This window comes from Stenotrophomonas sp. ZAC14D2_NAIMI4_7 (assembly GCF_003086675.1).
In the GTDB taxonomy this organism is placed as follows: domain Bacteria; phylum Pseudomonadota; class Gammaproteobacteria; order Xanthomonadales; family Xanthomonadaceae; genus Stenotrophomonas.
In genome coordinates this window covers 3101492-3122482 of sequence record NZ_CP025995.1, presented here as the reverse complement: position 1 = coordinate 3122482, position 20991 = coordinate 3101492, and the positions used below count along the sequence as shown (strand labels likewise).

19 protein-coding genes and 1 pseudogene are annotated in these 20991 nt (G+C 65.9%); 6 read left to right on the top strand and 14 right to left on the bottom strand.

The features are described 5' to 3' along the window. Positions 1–13 precede the first annotated feature (13 nt). Together C1922_RS14395 and C1922_RS14390 are read left to right on the top strand one after the other, a co-directional pair. Positions 14–994 (top strand): annotated as a pseudogene (locus tag C1922_RS14395) (sigma 54-interacting transcriptional regulator); the annotation flags it as partial. A 428-nt stretch (positions 995–1422) separates the two neighbouring features. Continuing rightward, the gene (locus C1922_RS14390) at positions 1423–2784 is read left to right on the top strand and encodes an ATP-binding protein (RefSeq protein WP_108750373.1); all 1362 of its coding nucleotides are present in this window, start codon (positions 1423–1425) and stop codon (positions 2782–2784) included. A gap of 29 nt (positions 2785–2813) precedes the next feature. On the opposite strand, the gene C1922_RS14385 is transcribed toward C1922_RS14390, so the two are convergent. Both C1922_RS14385 and glmU read right to left on the bottom strand, forming a co-directional pair. Continuing rightward, positions 2814–3347: a GNAT family N-acetyltransferase gene (locus C1922_RS14385; RefSeq protein WP_108750372.1), complete on the bottom strand. Its 534-nt coding sequence runs from the start codon at positions 3345–3347 to the stop codon at positions 2814–2816. After that, on the bottom strand, positions 3316–4683 hold the full coding sequence (glmU, locus tag C1922_RS14380; protein ID WP_108750371.1) for a bifunctional UDP-N-acetylglucosamine diphosphorylase/glucosamine-1-phosphate N-acetyltransferase GlmU: 1368 nt from the start codon (positions 4681–4683) through the stop codon (positions 3316–3318). The genes C1922_RS14385 and glmU overlap by 32 nt, the downstream gene beginning before the upstream one ends. Before the next feature lie 80 nt (positions 4684–4763). On the opposite strand from glmU, the gene C1922_RS14375 reads away from it, so the two are divergent. Further along, positions 4764–5150 (top strand): GtrA family protein, encoded by a 387-nt coding sequence (locus C1922_RS14375; protein WP_108750370.1) that lies wholly within the window; start codon positions 4764–4766, stop codon positions 5148–5150. A gap of 130 nt (positions 5151–5280) precedes the next feature. Here the strand turns inward: C1922_RS14375 and C1922_RS14370 are convergent, their stop codons facing one another. The 9 genes from C1922_RS14370 to C1922_RS14330 all read right to left on the bottom strand — a co-directional run bounded on the left by C1922_RS14370 (position 5281) and on the right by C1922_RS14330 (position 12352). Continuing rightward, positions 5281–5703 carry a F0F1 ATP synthase subunit epsilon gene (locus C1922_RS14370; RefSeq protein ID WP_005419509.1) on the bottom strand — a complete coding sequence of 141 codons (423 nt, stop codon included), beginning with the start codon at positions 5701–5703 and terminating at the stop codon, positions 5281–5283. 2 nt (positions 5704–5705) lie between these two features. After that, positions 5706–7112 (bottom strand): F0F1 ATP synthase subunit beta, encoded by a 1407-nt coding sequence (gene atpD, locus C1922_RS14365; RefSeq protein ID WP_108750369.1) that lies wholly within the window; start codon positions 7110–7112, stop codon positions 5706–5708. A gap of 37 nt (positions 7113–7149) precedes the next feature. Continuing rightward, positions 7150–8013: a F0F1 ATP synthase subunit gamma gene (gene atpG, locus C1922_RS14360; protein WP_010481324.1), complete on the bottom strand. Its 864-nt coding sequence runs from the start codon at positions 8011–8013 to the stop codon at positions 7150–7152. A gap of 95 nt (positions 8014–8108) precedes the next feature. Continuing rightward, positions 8109–9656 (bottom strand): F0F1 ATP synthase subunit alpha, encoded by a 1548-nt coding sequence (gene atpA / locus C1922_RS14355; RefSeq protein WP_108750368.1) that lies wholly within the window; start codon positions 9654–9656, stop codon positions 8109–8111. Between the two features lie 44 nt (positions 9657–9700). Beyond that, positions 9701–10228: a F0F1 ATP synthase subunit delta gene (locus tag C1922_RS14350; RefSeq protein WP_108750367.1), complete on the bottom strand. Its 528-nt coding sequence runs from the start codon at positions 10226–10228 to the stop codon at positions 9701–9703. 2 nt (positions 10229–10230) lie between these two features. Further along, positions 10231–10701, bottom strand: a complete 471-nt coding sequence (locus tag C1922_RS14345) for a F0F1 ATP synthase subunit B (protein ID WP_108750366.1) — start codon at positions 10699–10701, stop codon at positions 10231–10233. A gap of 107 nt (positions 10702–10808) precedes the next feature. Continuing rightward, positions 10809–11114, bottom strand: a complete 306-nt coding sequence (gene atpE, locus C1922_RS14340; RefSeq protein WP_005411133.1) for a F0F1 ATP synthase subunit C — start codon at positions 11112–11114, stop codon at positions 10809–10811. A 73-nt stretch (positions 11115–11187) separates the two neighbouring features. Then, positions 11188–11988 carry a F0F1 ATP synthase subunit A gene (gene atpB / locus C1922_RS14335; RefSeq protein WP_108750365.1) on the bottom strand — a complete coding sequence of 267 codons (801 nt, stop codon included), beginning with the start codon at positions 11986–11988 and terminating at the stop codon, positions 11188–11190. A gap of 31 nt (positions 11989–12019) precedes the next feature. After that, the gene (locus C1922_RS14330; protein ID WP_057496518.1) at positions 12020–12352 is read right to left on the bottom strand and encodes a hypothetical protein; all 333 of its coding nucleotides are present in this window, start codon (positions 12350–12352) and stop codon (positions 12020–12022) included. Positions 12353–12849: 497 nt separating this feature from the next. Here C1922_RS14330 and C1922_RS14325 point away from each other — a divergent pair, with 497 nt between their 5' ends. After that, complete coding sequence (locus tag C1922_RS14325) at positions 12850–13668, top strand: hypothetical protein (RefSeq protein ID WP_108750364.1); 819 nt, start codon at positions 12850–12852, stop codon at positions 13666–13668. Between the two features lie 464 nt (positions 13669–14132). Here the strand turns inward: C1922_RS14325 and lpdA are convergent, their stop codons facing one another. The 3 genes from lpdA to C1922_RS14310 form a co-directional block, all read right to left on the bottom strand. Further along, positions 14133–15935 (bottom strand): dihydrolipoyl dehydrogenase, encoded by a 1803-nt coding sequence (lpdA, locus tag C1922_RS14320; protein WP_108750363.1) that lies wholly within the window; start codon positions 15933–15935, stop codon positions 14133–14135. Positions 15936–16041: 106 nt separating this feature from the next. Further along, a complete protein-coding gene (gene aceF, locus C1922_RS14315; RefSeq protein ID WP_108750362.1) occupies positions 16042–17754 on the bottom strand; it encodes a dihydrolipoyllysine-residue acetyltransferase in 1713 nt (570 codons plus the stop codon). Positions 17755–17921: 167 nt separating this feature from the next. Then, positions 17922–18437, bottom strand: coding sequence for a DNA-deoxyinosine glycosylase (locus tag C1922_RS14310; protein WP_108750361.1), 516 nt, complete (start codon positions 18435–18437; stop codon positions 17922–17924). Between the two features lie 187 nt (positions 18438–18624). Here C1922_RS14310 and C1922_RS14305 point away from each other — a divergent pair, with 187 nt between their 5' ends. Together C1922_RS14305 and glpD are read left to right on the top strand one after the other, a co-directional pair. Beyond that, complete coding sequence (locus C1922_RS14305; RefSeq protein WP_108750360.1) at positions 18625–19260, top strand: OmpW family outer membrane protein; 636 nt, start codon at positions 18625–18627, stop codon at positions 19258–19260. A gap of 176 nt (positions 19261–19436) precedes the next feature. Continuing rightward, positions 19437–20918 (top strand): glycerol-3-phosphate dehydrogenase, encoded by a 1482-nt coding sequence (gene glpD, locus C1922_RS14300; protein ID WP_108750359.1) that lies wholly within the window; start codon positions 19437–19439, stop codon positions 20916–20918. Positions 20919–20991: the final 73 nt, after the last annotated feature.

Below are 20991 nucleotides of genomic sequence, written 5' to 3'. Positions count from 1 at the left end.
CACCGGTTTGGCTATGCTTGATGGGTGGCGCCGGTCACGGTTCTCTCGGCGCCACCCATCCCTTCTCCAGAATGCGTCCATGCCTGCGATCCTGATCATCGACGACAACGCGAGCGTAGCCACTGCGTTGGACGTGCTGTTTTCCCTGCATGACATCGACACCCTGCGGGCGCAGAGCCCGGCCGAAGGGCTGGCCCTGCTGGAATCGCAGCCGGTGGACCTGGTGATCCAGGACATGAACTTCACCGAAGACACCACCTCTGGTGAGGAAGGCGAAGCACTGTTCGCGCAGATCCGCGCGCGCCACCCCGATCTGCCGGTCATCCTGCTGACCGCCTGGACCCACCTGAGCAGTGCGGTGGACCTGGTCAAGGCCGGTGCCGCCGACTATCTGGCCAAACCGTGGGATGACCGCAAGCTGCTGACCACGGTGAACAACCTGCTGGAGCTGTCCGAGGCGCGTCGCGAACTGGACCAGCGCCGCGCGCGCGAACAGCGCCAGCGCACGGCCCTGGAAACGAAGTACGAGCTGTGTGATGCGGTGTTCGCCGATCCGGCCAGCGAGCGCATCATCGCCTTGGCCTGCCAGGTGGCACGCTCGGAACTGCCCGTGCTGATCACCGGCCCCAACGGCGCCGGCAAGGAAAAAATCGCGCAGATCATCCAGGCCAATTCACTGGCCGCCAAGGGCCCGTTCGTGGCGGTGAACTGCGGTGCACTGCCCTCGGAACTGATCGAAGCCGAACTGTTCGGCGCCGAGGCCGGTGCCTATACCGGTGCCAACAAGGCGCGCGAGGGCAAGTTCGAAGCGGCCGACGGCGGCACGCTGTTCCTCGATGAAATCGGCAACCTGTCCCTGGGCGGGCAGATGAAACTGCTGCGCGTGCTGGAAACCGGCCGGTTCGAGCGCCTGGGCTCCAACCGCGAGCGGCAGGTCAAAGTACGCGTGGTCAGCGCGACCAATGCGGACCTGCCGGCGATGATCCGCGACGGCAGCTTCCGCGAAGATCTGTATTACCGCTTGAACACCGTGGAACTGGCACTGCCGCCGCTGGCCGAGCGACCCGGTGACATCCTGCCGCTGGCCGAGCGCTTCCTGGCCGCCGGCAAGCCGCTGTCCAGCGCCGCCGCGACCGCCCTGCAGCGCCACCCGTGGCCGGGCAACGTGCGCGAACTGCGCAACGTGATCCAGCGCGCCGAACTGCTGGCCAGTGGCCCGCGCATCGAGGTGACCGACCTGAACCTGCCGCGTGCGCCGGCCGCAGCACGCCCGGCGCCGAGCGCCGGCAACGACCCGGACCGCGCACGCATTGAAGATGTGCTGGCGCGCAACCACGGGGTGATTGCGCAGGCGGCCGCCGAACTGGGGCTGAGCCGGCAGGCGTTGTATCGCCGCATGGATCGCCACGGCATTCCGCGCGAATGAAGCGGCGCTCGTTCACCTTCCGCCTGTTCCTGCGCCTGCTGCCGGTGCTGGCGCTGGCTGCGGCATTGCCGTGGTTGCTGGCGTACTGGCTGGACCACGGCTGGGCGGTCACCCTGGTTTCCACCGTGCTGCTGCTGGCGCTGATGTGGTGGGCATTGCGCCGTGCCACCGCACCGGTGCGATCGCTGATGCGGGCATTGGCCGGCACCACCAGCAGCTACCGCGACGGCGAATACAACTTCAGCGTACATTGGCCGGGCAACGACGAGCTGGGCGACCTGGTGCAGGCCCACCGCGAACTGGGCGATGTGCTGCGCGAACAGCGCCAGGGGCTGGTGCAGCGCGAGCTGCTGCTGGACACCATGGTGCAGAACACGCCGGTGGCCATGCTGCTGATCGCCGCCGGTGGCGATGGCATTGCGCGCGTGGTGTTTTCCAACCTGGCTGCACGCAAGCTGCTGCACGGCGGCTGGAAGCTGGAGGGCCAGCGGCTGCAGGATGTGCTGGAACAGATGCCGGTGGAGCTGCGCGATGCCATCGAGCGCGGCGGCGACAGCCTGTTCGCAGTGCGCCCGGACGTGGACGACGGTACCGAAGTGGACGAGGACGACGAACAGGTCTACCACCTGTCGCGGCGCGCGTTCCATCTGAACGGCCGCCCACACGATCTGCTGCTGGTGCGGCTGCTGACCGCCGAACTGCGGCGGCAGGAAGTGCAGACCTGGAAGAAGGTGATCCGGGTGATCAGCCACGAGTTGAACAACTCGCTGGCGCCGATCGCCTCGCTGGCCCATTCCGGCGGTGAGCTGGTGAAGCGCGAGCGCTTCGACCGACTGCCCGAGATCTTCAGCACCATCGAAGACCGCGCACGCCACTTGGAAGGATTCATCCGCGGCTACGCGCGCTTTGCCAAGCTGCCGCAGCCGCAGCTGCAGACTGTGCACTGGGCGCCGTTCCTGGCCAGCCTGGGCCAGCAGATTCCATTCACCATGGACCACCCGCCCAGCGAAGACCTGAGCAGTCGCATCGACATCGCCCAGTTCGGCCAGGCGTTGTTGAACCTGCTGAAGAACGCGCATGAAGCCTGCGCCGAAGCCGACCCGCCCAATGACGATGTGCAGGTGCAGCTGACCCGCCTGCCGCAGTGGCTGCGGCTGGATGTGCTGGACCGCGGCAAGGGCATGAATGAGCAGGTGCTGCAGAACGCGCTGATGCCGTTCTATTCCACCAAGCGCAACGGCACCGGGCTGGGCCTGGCGCTGACCCGGGAAATCGTGGAAGCGCACGGTGGCCGCGTGTCATTGCAGAACCGCGGCGAGGGCGGACTGTGCGTGTCGATCCTGTTGCCGGTGGGGTGAACGGGGGATGGGCCGACCAAGGTCGGCGGCTAAAGCATCCGACGCATCGCGACCCGCAGATGCATCGGAAACGCCAACGCGGCCTCTTCGGCCATCACGGCCTGCAGGCCGGCGCCCCATTCCGCTTCCGGCACCATGACGAATCCTTCGCTGGCGTAGAAGGCCGCGTTCCACGGCACATCGCTCAACGTGGTCAGTACAGCTGCCGCATAGCCGTCTGCCTTGGCCATCGCCAACGCGTGGCGCAACAGCGCACGCCCATGGCCCAGGCGCGCGTGCGCGGGATCCACATCCATCTGCAGCACATGGAACTGACCTGCCAGTTCACCGGCCAGCAGGTAACCGGCGATTCCGCCGTCGGCCGCATCCACCACCCACACCTGCCGGCGCCGCAGACCTTCATGCAGCGCAGGCAGATCCAGGCCATGCCCGGCAAACACCGGATAGGCGTCATGGCCCTTCAGCAGCTCGCCGGCGCGCTGTTCGATGCCTGGCAGCACGCCGAGCTCATCGGCGTGCGGCACACGTGGCTCAGGACTTCTTGATCGGGCGCTTCCAGCCATCGATGGTTTCCTGTCGTGCGCGCGCCAGGGTCAGCTTGCCATCGGGTGCGGTGCGGGTGATGACCGAGCCCGCCGCAATGGTGGCGCCCTCGCCGATCAGCACCGGCGCCACCAGCGCGCTGTTGGAACCGATGAAGGCGTTGTCGCCGATGGTCGTGGTCGACTTGTTCACCCCGTCGTAGTTGCAGGTGATGGTGCCGGCGCCGATGTTCACCTTGCTGCCGATCACCGCATCGCCCAGGTAGGTCAGGTGGTTGGCCTTGCTGCCCACGCCCAGGGTGACTTTCTTGGTTTCCACGAAGTTGCCCACGTGCACGCCGTCGGCCAGCACCGTGCCCGGACGCAGCCGCGCGAACGGGCCGATCTGCGCGGCGCCTTCGCTCACCACGCCTTCCAGATCGCAGTGCGCGCGCACCTCGGTGCCCGGCCCCAGCGTCACGTCCTTCAAGCGGGTGAACGGCCCGATGCTTACGCCATCGGCCAGCACCACGGTGCCTTCCAGGATCACGTCCACGTCGATCTGCACGTCGCTGCCCACGGTCACCTGGCCGCGTACATCCACACGGGCCGGGTCGAGCACGCGCGCGCCCTGGGTGCACAGGGCACGCACGGCGCGGCGCTGCCAAGCGCGTTCCAGCTGCGACAGCTGCCAGGGATCGTTCGCGCCTTCGGCTTCCTGGGCGTCGGCCACCAGGGCCATCTCCGCCGGAGTGAACTCATGGGCGGCAAAGGCGAACACATCGGTCAGGTAGTACTCGCCCTGCGCGTTGCGGTTGGACAGCTGCGACAGCCAGCGCCGCAGCGCGGTCGATTCGGCGGTGATGATGCCGGTGTTGATGATGCGGATGCGGCGCTGCTCGTCATCGGCATCCTTCTGTTCGACGATGGCGCCGACCTTGCCCTCGGCATCGCGCAGGATGCGGCCGTAGCCGGTCGGATCGTCCATCTCGGCCACCAGCACCGCCAAGCGGCCCGGCTGCGCCAGCAGGTCACGCAGGGTCTGCGCACGGATCAGCGGCACGTCGCCGTACAGCACCAGCACCTGCGCGGCATCGGGTACCTCGGGCATGGCCTGGGCCACGGCGTGGCCGGTGCCCAGCTGCTGCGCCTGCTCGGCCCACAGCAGGTCCGGCTGGTCGGCGAAGCGCTGGCGGACCGCATCGCCACCATGACCGTAGACCACGTGGATCGCCGCCGGCTGCAGTTCGCGCGCGGTGGCGATCACGTGCGCCAGCATCGGCTGCCCGGCGATAGGCTGCAGCACCTTGGGCAGCACCGACTTCATGCGCTTGCCGGCGCCGGCGGCCAGGATGATCACGTGCAGGGGTTGGGTCATGGGCGGCTATCCGTAGGTCGTTGCCGACGATTCTAGAACGCACGCCGTTAACATGGGCATCCCTGCACAATCCCTTGCCCATGAGCCTGTTCCGCCAAGGCACTGCCTACCTCGTGATCGGCCTGGCCCAGCTGCTGCTGGACTGGCTGCTGTTCGTCGCCTGCACGGCGGCGGGCATGCCGGTGGTGCCGGCCAACGTGGTGGGGCGACTGGGGGGCATGCTGCTGGGGTTCTGGCTCAACGGGCGCTACACCTTTGCCGATGCGCAGGGCGGCCAGCGGCTGGGCTGGCGCCGGTTCGCGCGCTTCCTGGCACTGTGGGTACTGATGACGATCGCCAGTACCCTGCTGGTGGCCGCCGCCGACCAAGCGCTGGGCCTGCAGTACGCGTGGCTGGCCAAGCCGCTGGTGGAAGGCGGACTGGCGTGCGTGTCGTTCCTGCTGATGCGGTTTGTGGTCTACCGCTGACGGTTGAAACCCCGACCATTGCTCGAAAAGCAGTCGAGCAAGCTCGACTCTACCGGGCCTCGGCCCATTACCCGCACAAACAAAAACGCCGGCACTGGGCCGGCGTTTTCGTGGGTGCTGCGGGTGAACCTCAGTGCTTGAGGTTCTTGCGCAGACGTTCCAGGGCCTGCAGCTGGACCACGGCTTCGGCCAGCTTCTGCTGGGCTTCGGCCACTTCCATCGCTTCACCACGGTTGGCCAGGATGCGCTCGGCTTCTTCCTTGGCCTTGCGGACCGAGGCTTCGTCGATGTCCTGGGCGCGGATGGCGGTGTCGGCCAGCACGGTCACTACCTGCGGCTGCACTTCCAGGATGCCGCCGGAAATGGCGAAATCCAGCTGCTCGCCGTTCGGCGTGGTGACCACGACCTTGCCGGGCTTGAGTCGGGTGATCAGCGGGGCGTGCTTGGGCGCAATGCCCAGCTCGCCCAGCTCACCGGTCGCCACGACCAGGGTCGCTTCGCCACGGAAGATTTCCTGTTCAGCGCTGACGATGTCGCAACGAATGGTGCTCATGATCAGGCCTTCTCAGCCATCTTCTTGGCCTTTTCGACCGCTTCTTCAATGCCGCCGACCATGTAGAACGCCTGCTCCGGCAGGTGGTCGTACTCGCCATCGACGATGGCCTTGAAGCCACGGATGGTGTCCTTCAGCGGCACGTACTTGCCCGGCGAACCGGTGAACACTTCGGCCACGTGGAACGGCTGGCTGAAGAAGCGCTCGATCTTGCGGGCGCGCGACACGGCCTGCTTGTCTTCTTCGGACAGTTCGTCCATGCCCAGGATGGCGATGATGTCCTTCAGTTCCTTGTACTTCTGCAGAGTCTGCTGGACGCGCTGGGCGGTGTCGTAGTGCTCGTGGCCGATGACCAGCGGGTCCATCTGGCGGCTGGTGGAATCCAGCGGATCGACGGCCGGGTAGATACCCAGCGAAGCGATCGAACGCGACAGGGTAACGGTCGAGTCCAGGTGGGCGAAGGTGGTCGCCGGCGACGGGTCGGTCAAGTCATCGGCGGGAACGTAGACGGCCTGGATCGAGGTGATCGAACCGTTCTTGGTCGAGGTGATGCGTTCCTGCAGGACGCCCATTTCCTCGGCCAGGGTCGGCTGGTAACCCACGGCGGACGGCATACGACCCAGCAGTGCCGACACTTCGGTACCGGCCAGGGTGTAGCGGTAGATGTTGTCGACGAACAGCAGGACGTCCTTACCCTTGCCGTTTTCGTCCTTCTCGTCGCGGAAGTACTCGGCCATGGTCAGACCGGTCAGGGCGACGCGCAGACGGTTGCCCGGCGGCTCGTTCATCTGGCCGTACACCATCGCCACCTTGTCCAGGACGTTGGAGTCCTTCATTTCGTGGTAGAAGTCGTTGCCCTCACGGGTACGCTCACCCACGCCGGCGAACACGGACAGACCGCTGTGCGCCTTGGCGATGTTGTTGATCAGTTCCATCATGTTGACGGTCTTGCCGACGCCGGCGCCGCCGAACAGGCCGACCTTGCCGCCCTTGGCGAACGGGCACATCAGGTCGATGACCTTGATGCCGGTTTCCAGCAGCTCGGTGGCCGGGCTCTGGTCTTCGTACGACGGGGCCGCACGGTGGATTTCCCAGCTGTCGCTGGCGGCCACCGGGCCGGCTTCGTCGATCGGACGGCCCAGCACGTCCATGATGCGGCCCAGGGTGCCAGCGCCGACCGGCACGGAGATGCCGCGGTCGGTGTTGATGGCCACCAGGTTGCGCTTCAGGCCGTCGGTGGAACCGAGGGCGATGGTACGCACCACGCCGTCGCCCAGCTGCTGCTGGACTTCGAGGGTGATTTCGGTGTTTTCCACCTTCAGTGCGTCGTACACCTTCGGCACCGACTCACGCGGGAATTCGACGTCGACGACCGCGCCGATGATCTGAACGATCTTGCCCTGACTCATTGCTGCATCCTCTAATGTGTGCTTTGAACGAACGCGGTCAGACTGCTGCCGCGCCGCCGACGATTTCGGAGATTTCCTGGGTGATCGCTGCCTGGCGCGCCTTGTTGTAGACGAGCTGCAGGGTGCCGATCAGCTTGTTGGCGTTGTCGCTCGCCGCCTTCATCGCGACCATGCGTGCGGCATGTTCGGAGGCGACGTTTTCCAGCAGTGCCTGGTACACCAGCGATTCGATGTAACGCGTCATCACGTGCTCCAGCACGGTCGCGGCATCGGGTTCGTACAGGTAATCCCAGTCATGGTGGGCGACCTGCTTTTCAGCCGGCGGCAGCGGCAGCAGCTGATCGAAGCTGGCCTTCTGCACCATGGTATTCACGAAGCGGTTGTAGACCAGGTACACGCGGTCGACCTTGCCTTCGGTGAAGGCGTCGAGCATGACCTTGATCACACCGATCAGCGATTCCAGCTTCGGCACGTCGCCGATGTGGGTCACGCTGCCGACCATGTTGACCTTCACGCGGCGGAAGAAGGTCGATGCCTTCTGGCCGATGGTCACCAGGTCCACTTCAGCACCCTTGTCCTGCCATGCCTTGGCTTCGCCCAGCATCTTGCGGAACAGGTTGTTGTTCAGGCCGCCAGCCAGGCCGCGATCGGAGGAGATCACGATGAAACCGACCCGCTTGACCTGCTCACGCTCGACCAGGAAGGGATGCTGGTAATCGGTGCTGGCCTGGGCCAGGTGGCCGATCACCTGCTTCATCGCCTGCGCGTACGGACGCGAGGTCTTCATCCGATCCTGCGCCTTGCGGATCTTGGAGGCCGAGACCATTTCCAGGGCGCGCGTCACCTTGCGGGTGTTCTGCACGCTCTTGATCTTGGTTTTGATTTCGCGTCCGCTTGCCATCTCTTGTTTCCCGTGGCGCGGGGCTGCTGCCCCGCGTTGTTCAACCGTTTGTCATCTGGTCCAGCGGAGCATGGCTCCGCTCTACAGGACCGCGATTACCAGCTGCCGGTGGTCTTGAACTCGGCGATGCCCTTCTTGAAGGCACCTTCGATGTCGTTGTCCCAGCCGCCGGTGGCGTTGACCTTGCTGACCAGTTCGCCCTGGGTGTTGGCGAAGTGGGCGTGCAGGCCTTCTTCGAACGCCAGCAGCTTGTTGACCGGCACGTCGTCCAGGTAGCCCTCGTTGACGGCGTAGATCGACAGCGCCTGGTTGGCGATGGACATCGGCGCGTACTGCTTCTGCTTCATCAGCTCGGTCACGCGCTGGCCGCGCTCCAGCTGCTTGCGGGTCGCTTCGTCCAGGTCCGAGGCGAACTGCGCGAACGCAGCCAGTTCACGGTACTGGGCCAGCGAGATACGGATGCCGCCCGACAGCTTCTTGATGATCTTGGTCTGGGCCGAGCCACCGACGCGCGACACCGAGATACCGGCGTTCACGGCCGGGCGGATGCCGGCGTTGAACAGGTCGGTTTCCAGGAAGATCTGGCCGTCGGTGATCGAGATCACGTTGGTCGGAACGAAGGCGGACACGTCGCCGGCCTGGGTTTCGATGATCGGCAGCGCGGTCAGCGAACCGGTCTTGCCGGTGACCTTGCCTTCGGTGAACTTCTCGACGTATTCCTCGGACACGCGGGCAGCGCGTTCCAGCAGGCGCGAGTGCAGGTAGAACACGTCGCCCGGGTAGGCTTCGCGGCCCGGCGGGCGCTTCAGCAGCAGCGAGATCTGGCGGTAGGCCACGGCCTGCTTGGACAGATCGTCGTACACGATCAGCGCGTCTTCGCCGCGGTCCATGAAGTACTCACCCATGGTGCAGCCCGAGTAGGCGCTGATGTACTGCATGGCAGCCGATTCGGAAGCGGTAGCGGCCACCACGATGGTGTGGGCCAGCGCGCCGTTCTCTTCCAGCTTGCGCACGATGTTGGCGATGGTCGAAGCCTTCTGGCCGATCGCAACGTACACGCACTTGATGCCGGTGCCCTTCTGGTTGATCACCGCATCGATGGCCATGGCGGTCTTGCCGGTCTGGCGGTCGCCGATGATCAGCTCGCGCTGGCCACGGCCGATCGGGATCATCGAGTCGACCGACTTGTAACCGGTCTGCACCGGCTGGTCGACCGACTTGCGCCAGATCACGCCCGGAGCAACGCGCTCCACCGGGGCGGTGACGTCGGTGCCCAGCGGGCCCTTGCCGTCGATCGGTTCGCCCAGGGCGTTCACCACGCGGCCCAGCAGTTCCGGACCGACCGGCACTTCCAGGATGCGACCGGTGGTCTTGGCGACGTCGCCTTCGCGCAGGTGCTCGTAGTCACCCAGGACCACGGCGCCGACCGAGTCGCGCTCCAGGTTCAGGGCCAGGGCGAAGGTGTTGTTCGGCAGTTCGATCATTTCGCCCTGCATCACGTCGGCCAGACCGAAGATGCGCACGATGCCGTCGGACACGCTGGTCACGGTGCCTTCGTTGCGCGATTCCGCGGCCAGCTTGACCTTCTCGATGCGGTTCTTGATCAGTTCGCTGATTTCGGAGGGGTTGAGCGTGGTTGCCATCGTCAAGTCCTAGTGCCGGCAGCGGGGCCGGACGTTAAATGAATTCAGTTAGCGAGCGCGGTCTGCAGACGGGCCAGCTTGCCCTTCAGCGAACCATCGATGACCACGTCGCCGGCATCGATCACGGCGCCGCCGATCAGCGAGGCATCCACCGCGGTGGTCACATCGACCTCGCGGTTGAAGCGCTTGCGCAGCGCGACCTTGATCGCGTCCAGCTCGCCGGCCGACAGTTCGGCGGCCGAGGTCACGGTGGCCTTGACCACGTGCTCGGCTTCGGCGCGCAGGGCGTCGTACATGCCGGCGATTTCCGGCAGCAACGGCAGACGATGCGATTCGGCCAGGATGGCCAGGAAACGCGAGTAGCTTTCGCCGTGGTTCACCGGCGCCAGCAGGGCGACGGCGTCGTCACGACCCAGCTCCGGGTTGGCGAGCAGGGCCGCCACGCGCGGGTCGGCGGCGACGTGGGCGGAGAACGCGAGGGCGTCCGACCACGGCGCGAACGTGCCTTCGTCGCGCGCGGTCGCGAAGGCGGCGCGGGCGTACGGGCGGGCAAGCGTGAGGGCCTGGCTCATCCTTAGATCTCCGAGGCCAGCTCGTCGAGCAGCGCCTTGTGGGCGTTGGCGTCGATTTCGCGCTTGAGCAGCTTTTCGGCACCGGTCACGGCCAGCGCGGACACCTGCTTGCGCAGATCTTCACGGGCACGGTTGGCGGCGGCGTCGATTTCAGCCTGGGCCAGTTCCTTCTGACGGGTGGCTTCGGTGATCGCTTCGGTACGGGCAGCGTCGACGATCTGGTTGGCGCGCGCGTGGGCCTGGTCGATGATCTCGTTGGCCTTGGTGCGCGCGTCCTTCAGTGCTTCGTTGACCTTTTCCTGCGCCTGGGCCAGATCTTTCTGGCTGCGGTCGGCAGCGGCGAGGCCTTCAGCAATCTTCTGCTGGCGCTCTTCGATCGCGTTCATCAGCGGCGGCCAGATCTTGGTCGCGATGATCCAGATCAGACCAGCGAAGGCGAGCGCCTGCGCAAGAAGGGTGAAATTGATATTCATGGTTAGCTCGATCGCTGGTTTCGGGGTGGATGCGCCGCCGGAGCGGCGCACCCGGACCTTCATCCGAAACCGGGTGCATCAGCACCCGGTCGTCTCAAACCGCTGTATCAGCCGGCCAGAGCCTTGGTGACGGCGCCAGCGAAGGCGGCCGACAGCGGGTTGGCGAAGGCCAGCAGCAGGCCGACGGCGACCGAGATGATGAACGCGGCGTCGATCAGGCCGGCGGTGATGAACATGCGGACCTGCAGGACCGGGATCAGTTCCGGCTGGCGGGCGGCCGACTCCAGGAACTTACCAGCCATGATGGCCAGACCCAGACCGGCGCCCAGCGCGGCCAGGCCGATCATGATGCCGACGGCAAGGGCGGTGGAGCTCTGAATCTGCGCGAAGTTGGTCAGGACGGCGAAGTACATGGTTATCTCCAGGAACTAAGTAGCTAAGGGTGATGAAACGGATGAAGGTTGAAACGCGTTGAAGCTTGGAACTTTAGTGAGCGTCTTCCGACAGGCTCAGGTACACGATCGACAGCATCATGAAGATGAAGGCCTGCAGCGGGATCACCAGCAGGTGGAACAGCATCCAGCCAAGGCCGAACGCACCACCGGCAATGGCACCGAAGAAACCGGCACCACCCAGCACCCAGATCAGCAGGAACACGATTTCGCCGCCGAACATGTTGCCGAACAGTCGCATCGCCAGCGAGATCGGCTTGCTCAGCCACTCGACGATGTTGAGGATCAGGTTGAACGGCATCATCCACTTGCCGAACGGGGCCGTCAGGAATTCCTTGATGAAACCGCCCAGGCCCTTCGCACGCAGGGCGAAGAACAGCATCAGGAAGAACACGCTGAAGGCCATGCCCAGGGTGGCGTTGACGTCAGCGGTCGGCACCGGCTTCCAGTAGTGGATACCGGCCATTTCCAGCGGCTTGGCGATGAAATCGGCCGGGATCATCTTCAGCAGATTCATCAGCAGAATCCAGAAGAAGATGGTGATGGCGATCGGCGTGACCAGCTTGCTCTTGCCGTGGTAGGTGTCCTTGGCCTGGCGGTCGACGAACTCCAGGCAGATTTCCACGAACGCCTGCCACTTGCCCGGCACGCCAGCGGTGGCCTTGCGGGTGCCCAGCCAGAACGCGACCACGATCACCAGGCCCATCAGGACCGCGGTGAGGAACGTATCGACGTGGATGTGCCAGAACATCCCTTCGCCGTTACCGACCGGGGCGGTCAGGTTCTGCAGGTGATGCTGGATGTAGCTGGTAGGGGTTAGAGCCTCGCCCGCCATGTGTCCGGAACCTTCGTTAATTGAATTTTTGTCAACGCCTGGCCATGGCCAGGACCTGGAACATCAAACCGACGGCGATACCGGCCAGCAGCGCCAATGCAGGCAGCTTGAAGACCAGGAACCCCACCAGCAGGACGCCGAAAACCACGACCCACTTGGCGACAATCGCGACAATCAGCCGCGCCATCGCCGAACCCGCTGCCACCGCCCCACCACTGAGCGCCATCCGTGCCGCTACCCAGCCACCGGCCGAGATCGCCACCCCCGACGCCAGGGCGCCAAGGGCGTACTTCGGCCCTACCAGGAGGAAGGCCAGAGCCAGCACAGCGACTGCAGCCAGCGGGTAGACCGCGGCGCGCAGCATCAGTCGCCGACCCGCTTCAACGGAGTTCAGCACAGGACGTCCCACGTGGTTACAAGTGAATGGCTGAGGCCGCTGAAACAGGGGGTGCCTCATCGAGCCGCCAAATTATAGCAATGGGACAATTTGCGAGACAACCGCTGCCTGTTCATCCCGGAAGCCGCAAGTTGCGGGAACGGCAGGTTTTTTACGGCCCAGCAGGGGGACAATGGCGTCCGCCGCATGCTGCAGCGCAGCGCATTGAACTTTGGTCGCACGGCAGGGAACTTTCCCGCACGCCTGCAGTCTGACCATTCGACCTGCCCGCTGCACTTCCTCGTCGATGCTCCGCCCTGCAGGTCCCAGGATGGCCCCGAAGCGCGCTCCGGGGCCATCTTCTTTGCAACGTCATGACCGCGCTGAACCGTCCACGCAACGTGGACCATACGTTCACGTAGGGTGGACGCGCGCGTCCGGCACAGTGGCCTTCATCCCGAATGAACCACCGCAAGGACTCTCTGATGCGCTCCGTACCCACCCTGCTCGCCCTCTCGCTGCTCGCCGCCGGCGCTTCCTTCGCCTCGTCTGCCCACGCCGCCGAAGGTGACGATCGCTTCGCCCTGCGCCTGGGTGCGATGAACATCGATTCGGACAACACGCTGCGTGGCCAGACCAACGTGGCCGGCCAGGACATCGGCTTCTCCGAGGACTTCAAGCTGGGCGGCAAGGAATGGGAACCGCGCATCGACGGCATGTTCCGCATCAGCGACCGCCAGCGCCTGCTGTTCAACTACTTCAAGTACGACAAGGACCGCCGCGAGACGCTGGGCCAGGACATCACCTTCGGTGACGTCAACGTGCCGGCCGACAGCTTCGTCAAGGCCGAACTGAAGTACCAGGTGGCCAGCCTGGTGTACGACTACTCGGTGGTGGACACCGACAAATTCGACCTGGGCCTGCAGCTGGGTGCCGAGTACGCCAAAGTCAGCACCAAGGGCTACGCCGATCTGGGCACCGTGTATGAAGGCCAGTTCCTCGACGAAAAGGCGGACGGCGTGGCCCCCGTGGTCGGTGCGCGCCTGAGCTTCACCCCGTCGGAAAAGTGGATGATCACCCTGCAGGGCCAGTACCTGAACACCCGCTGGGGCAGCTTCGATGACTACAAGGGCGACCTGAGCCGCGCCAACGCCATCGTCGATTACCGCTTCACCGACAACTTCGGCGTGTTCGCCGGCTACGACTGGTTCAAGCTGGACGTGGACCAGAAGGGCAGCGACGGCACCATCGGCCTGAAGCAGGAATTCAAGGGCCCGGTGGCCGGCATCAGCGTCAGCTTCTAAGCGTTACCGCTCTCTCTCTCCAACGCGGCGCCCGGGCAACCAGGCGCCGCGTTTTTTTGTGTTCCCGTGTAGAACGCGTGGCTGATGGTGTGTCGGGCGCTGGCTGTGGAGGGCACTGCGTGCGAATGTCCCCCGGCGCCGGCCTGCGGCCGTCCCCTCCTCCTTTAATTCGCCCGCAGCGCCCTCCACACCCGCGTGCCTGGCATCTCCTCTGCTGCAGGGAGAAACACGAGCACTGCCTTTGCCCGCCGAAAGCCGAGCCGCGTCGCGGGTGGCAGGCGTTCCGGCAAATTCAAGGAGGAGGCTGGCGCCGCCAGGCGGCAGCCGGGGGACATTTGCCGGAATGCCTGCCACCCGCGGCGCGGCCCCGACCCTCGCCACAGCAGCAACCGAAGCCCCACGCATGCGTCAAGCAACAAAAAACCCGGCTTTCGCCGGGTTTTTGTTTACAGCGCGCGGGCGCGTTACTTCTTCTTCGGCATGTACAGATCGGTGATGGTGCCGTCGTAGATTTCCGAGGCCATCGCCACCGATTCGCTCAGCGTGGGGTGCGCGTGGATGGTGTGGCCGATGTCTTCGGCTTCGGCACCCATTTCGATGGCCAGGCCGATTTCGGCCAGCAGGTCACCGGCGTGCACGCCGACGATGGCACCACCGATGATGCGGTGGGTCTCTTCGTCGAAGATCAGCTTGGTGAAGCCTTCGGTACGGCCGATGCCGATCGCGCGGCCGCTGGCGGCCCACGGGAACTTGGCCACGCCCACCTTCAGGCCCTTGGCCTTGGCTTCGGTTTCGGTCACGCCCACCCAGGCGATTTCCGGGTTGGTGTAGGCCACCGACGGAATCACCCGGGCCACCCACTCCTTCTTGTGGCCGGCAGCCACTTCGGCGGCCAGCTTGCCTTCGTGCGTGGCCTTGTGGGCCAGCATCGGGTTGCCGACGATATCGCCGATGGCAAAGATGTGCGGCACGTTGGTGCGCATCTGCCGGTCGACCGGGATGAACCCGCGGTCGGTAACCTGCACGCCCGCCTTCTCGGCATCGATCTTCCTGCCGTTCGGCGAGCGGCCCACGGCCACCAGCACGCGGTCGAAGGTGCCCTGCGCCAGGGCCGGCGTCTGGCCTTCCTCGGCGGCTTCGAAGGTCACGGTGATGCCCTTGGCATCGGCGGTGACGCCCGAGGCCTTGGTCTTCAGGTGGACTTCGATGCCCTGCTTCTTCAGTCGGTCGGCCAGCGGCTTGACCAGGTCCTTGTCGGCGCCCGGCATCAGCTGGTCCATGAACTCGACCACGGTGACCTTGCTGCCCAGCGCGCCATACACGGTGGCCATTTCCAGGCCGATGATGCCGCCGCCGACGACCAGCAGCGAGCCCGGCACTTCGGCCAGCTCCAGCGCGTCGGTGGAATCCATCACGCGCTTGTCGTCCCACGGGAAGTTCGGCAGCTTCACCGCCTGCGAACCGGCGGCGATGATGCACTTCTGGAAGCGCAGCAGCTGGGTGCTGCCGTCAGCGGCGGTGATTTCCAGTTCGTTGGCGGAAACGAACTTGCCCACGCCCTGCACGCTGCGGACCTTGCGCTGCTTGGCCATGCCGGCCAGGCCCTTGGTCAGCTGGTTGACGACCTTTTCCTTGTACTGGCGCAGCTTGTCCAGAGTGATGGTCGGCTTGCCGAATTCGACGCCGAAATCACCGGCATGGGCCACTTCGTCGATGACCGCGGCAGCGTGCAGCAGGGCCTTGGACGGAATGCAGCCCACGTTGAGGCAGACGCCGCCGAGACTGGCGTAGCGCTCCACCAGCACGGTGTCCAGGCCGACGTCGGCGGCGCGGAAGGCGGCGGTGTAGCCGCCCGGGCCGGAGCCCAGCACGACCATCTCGCATTCGATATCAGCCTGCTTGCCGCTGGACAGCGCCGGCTTCGGTGCCGCCGGCTCGGCCGGGGCGCGGTGCGACGGGGTCACCGGCGGCTTGCTGGCCGGCGCGGCCGCAGCCGGCGCGGCGGCCTTGGCCGGGGCTTCGGCGGCGCCTTCAGCGTCCAGCAGCACGACCACGGCGCCTTCGGACAGCGTGTCGCCCAGCTTGACCTTGATTTCCTTGACCACGCCGGCGGCCGACGACGGCACTTCCAGGGTGGCCTTGTCCGATTCCAGGGTCACCAGGCCCTGGTCCTTCTTCACCGTGTCGCCGACGGCGACCAACACTTCGATCACCGGCACATCGCTGTAATCGCCGATGTCGGGAACCTTGACTTCAATCGTGGCCATGGTGGTTTTCCTCGTGCCCGCCCGGGCGGGCCGGCGGGCTGTCACTGCATCTGTTCACGCGGCCGCGCCAGGGGCAGCGGCCGCACGGTGGGGGCGAAGCGCGGCCTTACAGCAGCACGCGGCGCATGTCGGCCAGTACCTGCGACAGGTACGTGGTGAAGCGTGCGGCCAGGGCGCCATCGATGACGCGGTGGTCGTAGCTCAGCGACAACGGCAGCATCAGCTTCGGCGCGAATTCCTTGCCATTCCAGACCGGCTGGATGGAGGACTTGGACACGCCGAGGATGGCCACTTCCGGTGCATTGACGATCGGGGTGAACGCGGTGCCACCGATGCCGCCCAGCGAGCTGATCGAGAAGCAGCCGCCGCTCATGTCGGCCGGGCCCAGCTTGCCGTCGCGCGCCTTCTTGGCCAGCTCGCCGGTTTCCTGCGCGATCTGCACCACGCCCTTCTTGTCCACGTCGCGGATGACCGGCACGACCAGGCCGTTCGGCGTATCGGCGGCGAAGCCGATGTGGAAGTACTTCTTCAGGGTCAGGTTTTCACCGCTGGCATCGAGCGAGGCGTTGAATTCCGGGAACTTCTTCAGCGCCGCGGCGCTGGCCTTGATCAGGAAGGCGAGCATGGTCAGCTTGATGCCGGCCTTCTCGTTTTCCTTGTTCAGCGCCACGCGCAGGCCTTCTAGGTCGGTGATGTCGGCCTGTTCGAACTGGGTGACGTGCGGAATCATGGCCCAGTTGCGGGCCAGGTTCGCGCCGGAGATCTTCTTGATGCGCGACAGCGGCTGCACTTCGGTTTCGCCGAACTTGCTGAAGTCGACCTTCGGCCACGGCAGCAGGTTCAGGCCACCACCGGCGGCAACGGCGGCACCGCCGGCAGCCGGCACGCCACCGCTGAGCGCGGCCTTGACGAACTTCTGCACGTCACCCTTGGTGATGCGGCCGCCCTTTTCGGTGCCGCTGATCTGCAGCAGGTCCACGCCCAGTTCGCGGGCGAACACGCGCACGGCCGGGGTAGCGTAGGGCACCTTGGCCGGCAGCACGCCATCGGCGTTGAACTGCACCGGCGGGCTGGACGGGGTACCGGCCGAGGCGATCTCGCGGGCGGCCAGCTTGTCCGGCTGGGCCGGAACGGCCACCGGCTCAACCTTGGTGGCAGTCTCGGCAGCAGCCGGGGCGGCGGCAGCGGCGGCCTTGCTCGGGGCCGGCGCGGCAGCGCCTTCGGCTTCGATGATGGCAACCACGGCACCCTGCGACAGGGTGTCGCCCACCTTGACCTTCAGTTCCTTGACCACGCCAGCCACCGAGGACGGCACTTCCATGGTGGCCTTGTCGCTTTCCAGCGTGACCAGGCCCTGGTCCTTCTTGACCGTATCGCCGACGGCGACCAGCACTTCGATGACCGGGATGTCGGTGTAATCACCGATGTCCGGCACCAGGGCTTCAACGGCACCGCCGCTGGCGGCCGGCGCGGCCGGAGCAGCAGCCGCCGGGGCCGGGGCGCTCTGGGTGGCGGCAGCCGGGGCAGCGGCCTTGGCCGGCGCCGGGGCGGCAGCGGCAGGCTTGGCGGCTTCGCCTTCAGCCACTTCGATCAGCGCCACGACCTTGCCCTCGGACAGGTTGTCGCCGACCTTGACCTTGATTTCCTTGACTACACCGGCGACCGAGGACGGGACTTCCATCGTGGCCTTGTCGCTTTCCAGCGTGACCAGGCCCTGGTCCTTCTTGACCGTATCGCCGACGGCGACAAGCACCTCGATTACCGGGATATCGCTGTAGTCACCGATATCGGGGACAAGTGCTTCCTTGATTTCGGCCATGGGGATAACTCCGGCAATCTGGTGTAGGGAAACGTCTATTGTGCGGCCAGCGGGGGCCAGCGCCAACCGTTACAGGTGTTTTCAGTACGCACGCTACCGGGACACGCTGTTGCCACGGGCCTGCGCGGCCTTCCAGTGGGTAGCGTATTGTCCCGTCGATGTCCGCTTCATGTCGCCAGTGCGTCGGCCACCGGCTGCCAGGCCTGGCGCAGGCGGGGCAAGGACCAGGCGGCATTGGCCGGGCTGGTGGAGGGCAAGGCCAGCACCGGCGGCGGCGCCACCAGCTGCGGCAGTACCCAGCGCCGGAAGGCCTGCGCTGCGGCGCCCCCATTGCAGCCGATCAGCACCAGCGACGGCAGGCCGGCAATCAACGCGGGCAGCGCATTGGGCACTTCGCTGCCACGCACGATGTCCGCATCCAGGCTGCCGCGCCGCTGGCACTGGCCGATCACATCCCAGAGCCCCACCCGCGCGGCGGCCAGCGCGCGCAGGCGCTGCGCGTAGGGCAGGTCCGCATCGAAACCGCACAGCGCGCCCAGCAGCGGCCAGAAACGATTGCGCGGATGCGCGTAGTACTGCTGTTCCTGCAGCGATGCCACGCCCGGCATCGAACCCAGCAACAACACGCGACAGTCGTCGTTCACCTGCGCAGGAAAGCCGATGCACACGTGTTCGACACTCACATGATCTACAACAGAATGAACATCACGCCGCATCAAAAACCCCTTTGAAACAGCGCTTTCGCGCTGCTCGCTGAACAAGGAAAACCATTTTTTAACGCGCGTCGGATTCGATTCATGTTGGGGCGACTACGGTGTGCTCGCCCCGCAACCGGGGGCCCAAAAACAAGAAACATCAGGAGATTCCCCCATGCGCTCCATCCGTATTCTGAGCCTCGCCCTGCTGACCTCCGCCGCCTTTGCGCCGGCCGCTTTCGCCCAGGACAGCAGCAGCACCGACACCGCCTCGGGCAAGCATTTTGCCGTGGTTGGCGGGGTGACGCTGCTGCAGCCGAAGAACGACCCGATCGAAGGCGTGAAGAAGGTTGATGGTGGCCCGGCGCCGACCGTCAGCTTCAGCTACTACGTCAACGACAACTGGGCCGTTGAGCTGTGGGGCGCCGCCGACAAGTTCGACCACCGCGTGAAGGGTCCGGGCAATGCCCGCCTGGGCAGCGTCGAGCAGCAGCCGGTCGCGCTGAGCGGCCAGTACCACTTCGGCCAGGCCGACAACGTGTTCCGTCCGTTCGTGGGCGTGGGCTACTTCCAGTCGGCCTTCAGCAATGAATCGCTGTCCGATGGCAGCACCTCGGACATCCGCCTGAAGGATGCCAAGGGCGTGATTGGCACCGTCGGCGTGGACATGAACATCAACTCCACCTGGTTCGCCCGTGCCGACGCGCGCTACATGCGCTCGCGCCCGGACGTGAAGATCGATGGCGTGAAGGTCGGTGAAGCCAAGATCGACCCGTGGACCGTGGGCGTGGGTATCGGTGCCCGCTTCTAAGCACGTACCCGCTTCACTGCAATAACGCGACGGGCCCTTCGGGGCCCGTCGTCGTTTCCGTCACCCGTATTCTATAGAGTCGAGCTCGCTGTTTTTTTGTAGAGTCGAGCCATGCTCGACTGGATTGCAAGAAGCAGTCGAGCATGGCTCGACTCTACACAGCTGCGGAAACGCCCATGCACGAGGTAGACCTGCTGGTGATCGGCGGCGGCATCAACGGTGCCGGCATCGCCCGTGATGCCAGCGGCCGTGGCCTGCGCGTGCTGCTGTGCGAGCAGCACGATCTGGCCGCGCACACCTCCAGCGCCAGCAGCAAGTTGATCCACGGTGGCCTGCGCTACCTGGAACAGGGCGAATTCGCGCTGGTGCGCAAGGCCTTGAGCGAACGCGAGATCGTCCGCCGGCAGGCCCCTTTCCTGGTGCAGCCACTGCGCTTCGTACTGCCCTGGGAACCGTACCTGCGGCCGCGCTGGATGCTGCGGCTGGGCCTGTGGCTGTACGACCATCTGGGCCAGCGCAGCCAGTCCTTTCCCGCCGCCACCGCAGTGGACCTGCAGGCCGACCCGATCGGCGCCCTGCTGCAACCGCATCTGCACCACGCCTTCAGCTACGCCGACGCACAGGTGGATGATGCGCGCCTGGTGCTGCTCAACGCGCTCGATGCCGCGGGCCGCGGCGCACGCATCCTGACCGGCACCCGCTGCCTGCAGGTGCAGCCGCATGGCACGCATTGGCAGGCGCAGCTGCAGACTGCCGCCGAACCTCCCTTCGCCGTGCATGCCCGCGCAGTGGTGAACGCCGCCGGCCCGTGGGCGGGCAGCCTGCTGCAGCAGATGCAGGGGGACAGTGGCGCCCCTGCCCTGCGCCTGGTGCAGGGCAGCCACATCGTGCTGCGCCGGCCCTGGCCCAGCCACAGCGCCTGCCTGCTGCAGCAGCCCGATGGCCGCGTGGTGTTCCTGCTGCCCTTTGCCAGCGACCATCTGCTGGTTGGCACCACCGATACCGATTATCGCGGCGACCCGGCACGCTGCACGGTGCTGCCTGAAGAAATCGACTACCTGTGCGCCGCAGCCAGCCGCTACCTGTGCGATCCGGTCACACCGTCGCAGGTGGTCTGGCAATTCGCCGGCGTGCGCCCCCTGCTGGCCGACCCGGACCCGCGCGCAGCACGACTGAGCCGCGACTACCGGCTGCAGTTGCAGGACGACGGCGCACCCGCGCTGCACGTGCTGGGCGGCAAACTGACCACCTACCGCGTGCTGGCCGAACAGGCGTTGGAGCTGCTGCGCAGCGCTCTGCCGCAGATGGGCCCAGCCTGGACCGCGCACGGCCCCGCCCTGCCCGGCGGCGACTGGGGTGACGCCGCAGATGCCACCTCGCAGCTGCAGCAGCGCGCCCCATGGCTGCCTGCCGCGATGGCACAGCGCTGGGCCCGCGCCTATGGCAGCCGCAGCGCCGAACTGCTGGGCAATGCGCGTGACCTGCCTGCGCTGGGCGAAGACTTCGGCGCCGGCCTGCATGCACGCGAAGTAGCGTTCCTGCGCGAGCACGAATGGGCACGCAGCGCGGATGATGTGCTGTGGCGCCGGAGCAAACTCGGCCTGCGCCTGGATGCAGCGCAGGTGGCGCGCCTGCAGACCTGGATGCAGGACCGGTAGCGTCGAGCTTGCTCGACTCTACGGTTCCCTGGCAATCCCGCGCCACGGCGTCCGGAAGGTTCCCCGGCACTCC

Excerpts from the sequence above, each read along its gene's own strand:
- atpG (WP_010481324.1), bottom strand. The coding sequence starts at position 8,013 with ATGGCAAGCGGACGCGAAATCAAAACCAAGATCAAGAGCGTGCAGAAC.
- atpB (WP_108750365.1), bottom strand. The coding sequence starts at position 11,988 with ATGGCGGGCGAGGCTCTAACCCCTACCAGCTACATCCAGCATCACCTG.
- C1922_RS14375 (WP_108750370.1), top strand. The coding sequence starts at position 4,764 with ATGAGCCTGTTCCGCCAAGGCACTGCCTACCTCGTGATCGGCCTGGCC.
- C1922_RS14330 (WP_057496518.1), bottom strand. The coding sequence starts at position 12,352 with ATGCTGCGCGCCGCGGTCTACCCGCTGGCTGCAGTCGCTGTGCTGGCT.
- atpE (WP_005411133.1), bottom strand. The coding sequence starts at position 11,114 with ATGTACTTCGCCGTCCTGACCAACTTCGCGCAGATTCAGAGCTCCACC.
- atpD (WP_108750369.1), bottom strand. The coding sequence starts at position 7,112 with ATGAGTCAGGGCAAGATCGTTCAGATCATCGGCGCGGTCGTCGACGTC.
- lpdA (WP_108750363.1), bottom strand. The coding sequence starts at position 15,935 with ATGGCCACGATTGAAGTCAAGGTTCCCGACATCGGCGATTACAGCGAT.
- C1922_RS14325 (WP_108750364.1), top strand. The coding sequence starts at position 12,850 with ATGCGCTCCGTACCCACCCTGCTCGCCCTCTCGCTGCTCGCCGCCGGC.
- C1922_RS14305 (WP_108750360.1), top strand. The coding sequence starts at position 18,625 with ATGCGCTCCATCCGTATTCTGAGCCTCGCCCTGCTGACCTCCGCCGCC.
- aceF (WP_108750362.1), bottom strand. The coding sequence starts at position 17,754 with ATGGCCGAAATCAAGGAAGCACTTGTCCCCGATATCGGTGACTACAGC.
- C1922_RS14370 (WP_005419509.1), bottom strand. The coding sequence starts at position 5,703 with ATGAGCACCATTCGTTGCGACATCGTCAGCGCTGAACAGGAAATCTTC.
- glpD (WP_108750359.1), top strand. The coding sequence starts at position 19,437 with ATGCACGAGGTAGACCTGCTGGTGATCGGCGGCGGCATCAACGGTGCC.
- C1922_RS14350 (WP_108750367.1), bottom strand. The coding sequence starts at position 10,228 with ATGAGCCAGGCCCTCACGCTTGCCCGCCCGTACGCCCGCGCCGCCTTC.
- atpA (WP_108750368.1), bottom strand. The coding sequence starts at position 9,656 with ATGGCAACCACGCTCAACCCCTCCGAAATCAGCGAACTGATCAAGAAC.
- C1922_RS14385 (WP_108750372.1), bottom strand. The coding sequence starts at position 3,347 with ATGGCTGGAAGCGCCCGATCAAGAAGTCCTGAGCCACGTGTGCCGCAC.
- C1922_RS14345 (WP_108750366.1), bottom strand. The coding sequence starts at position 10,701 with ATGAATATCAATTTCACCCTTCTTGCGCAGGCGCTCGCCTTCGCTGGT.
- C1922_RS14390 (WP_108750373.1), top strand. The coding sequence starts at position 1,423 with ATGAAGCGGCGCTCGTTCACCTTCCGCCTGTTCCTGCGCCTGCTGCCG.
- glmU (WP_108750371.1), bottom strand. The coding sequence starts at position 4,683 with ATGACCCAACCCCTGCACGTGATCATCCTGGCCGCCGGCGCCGGCAAG.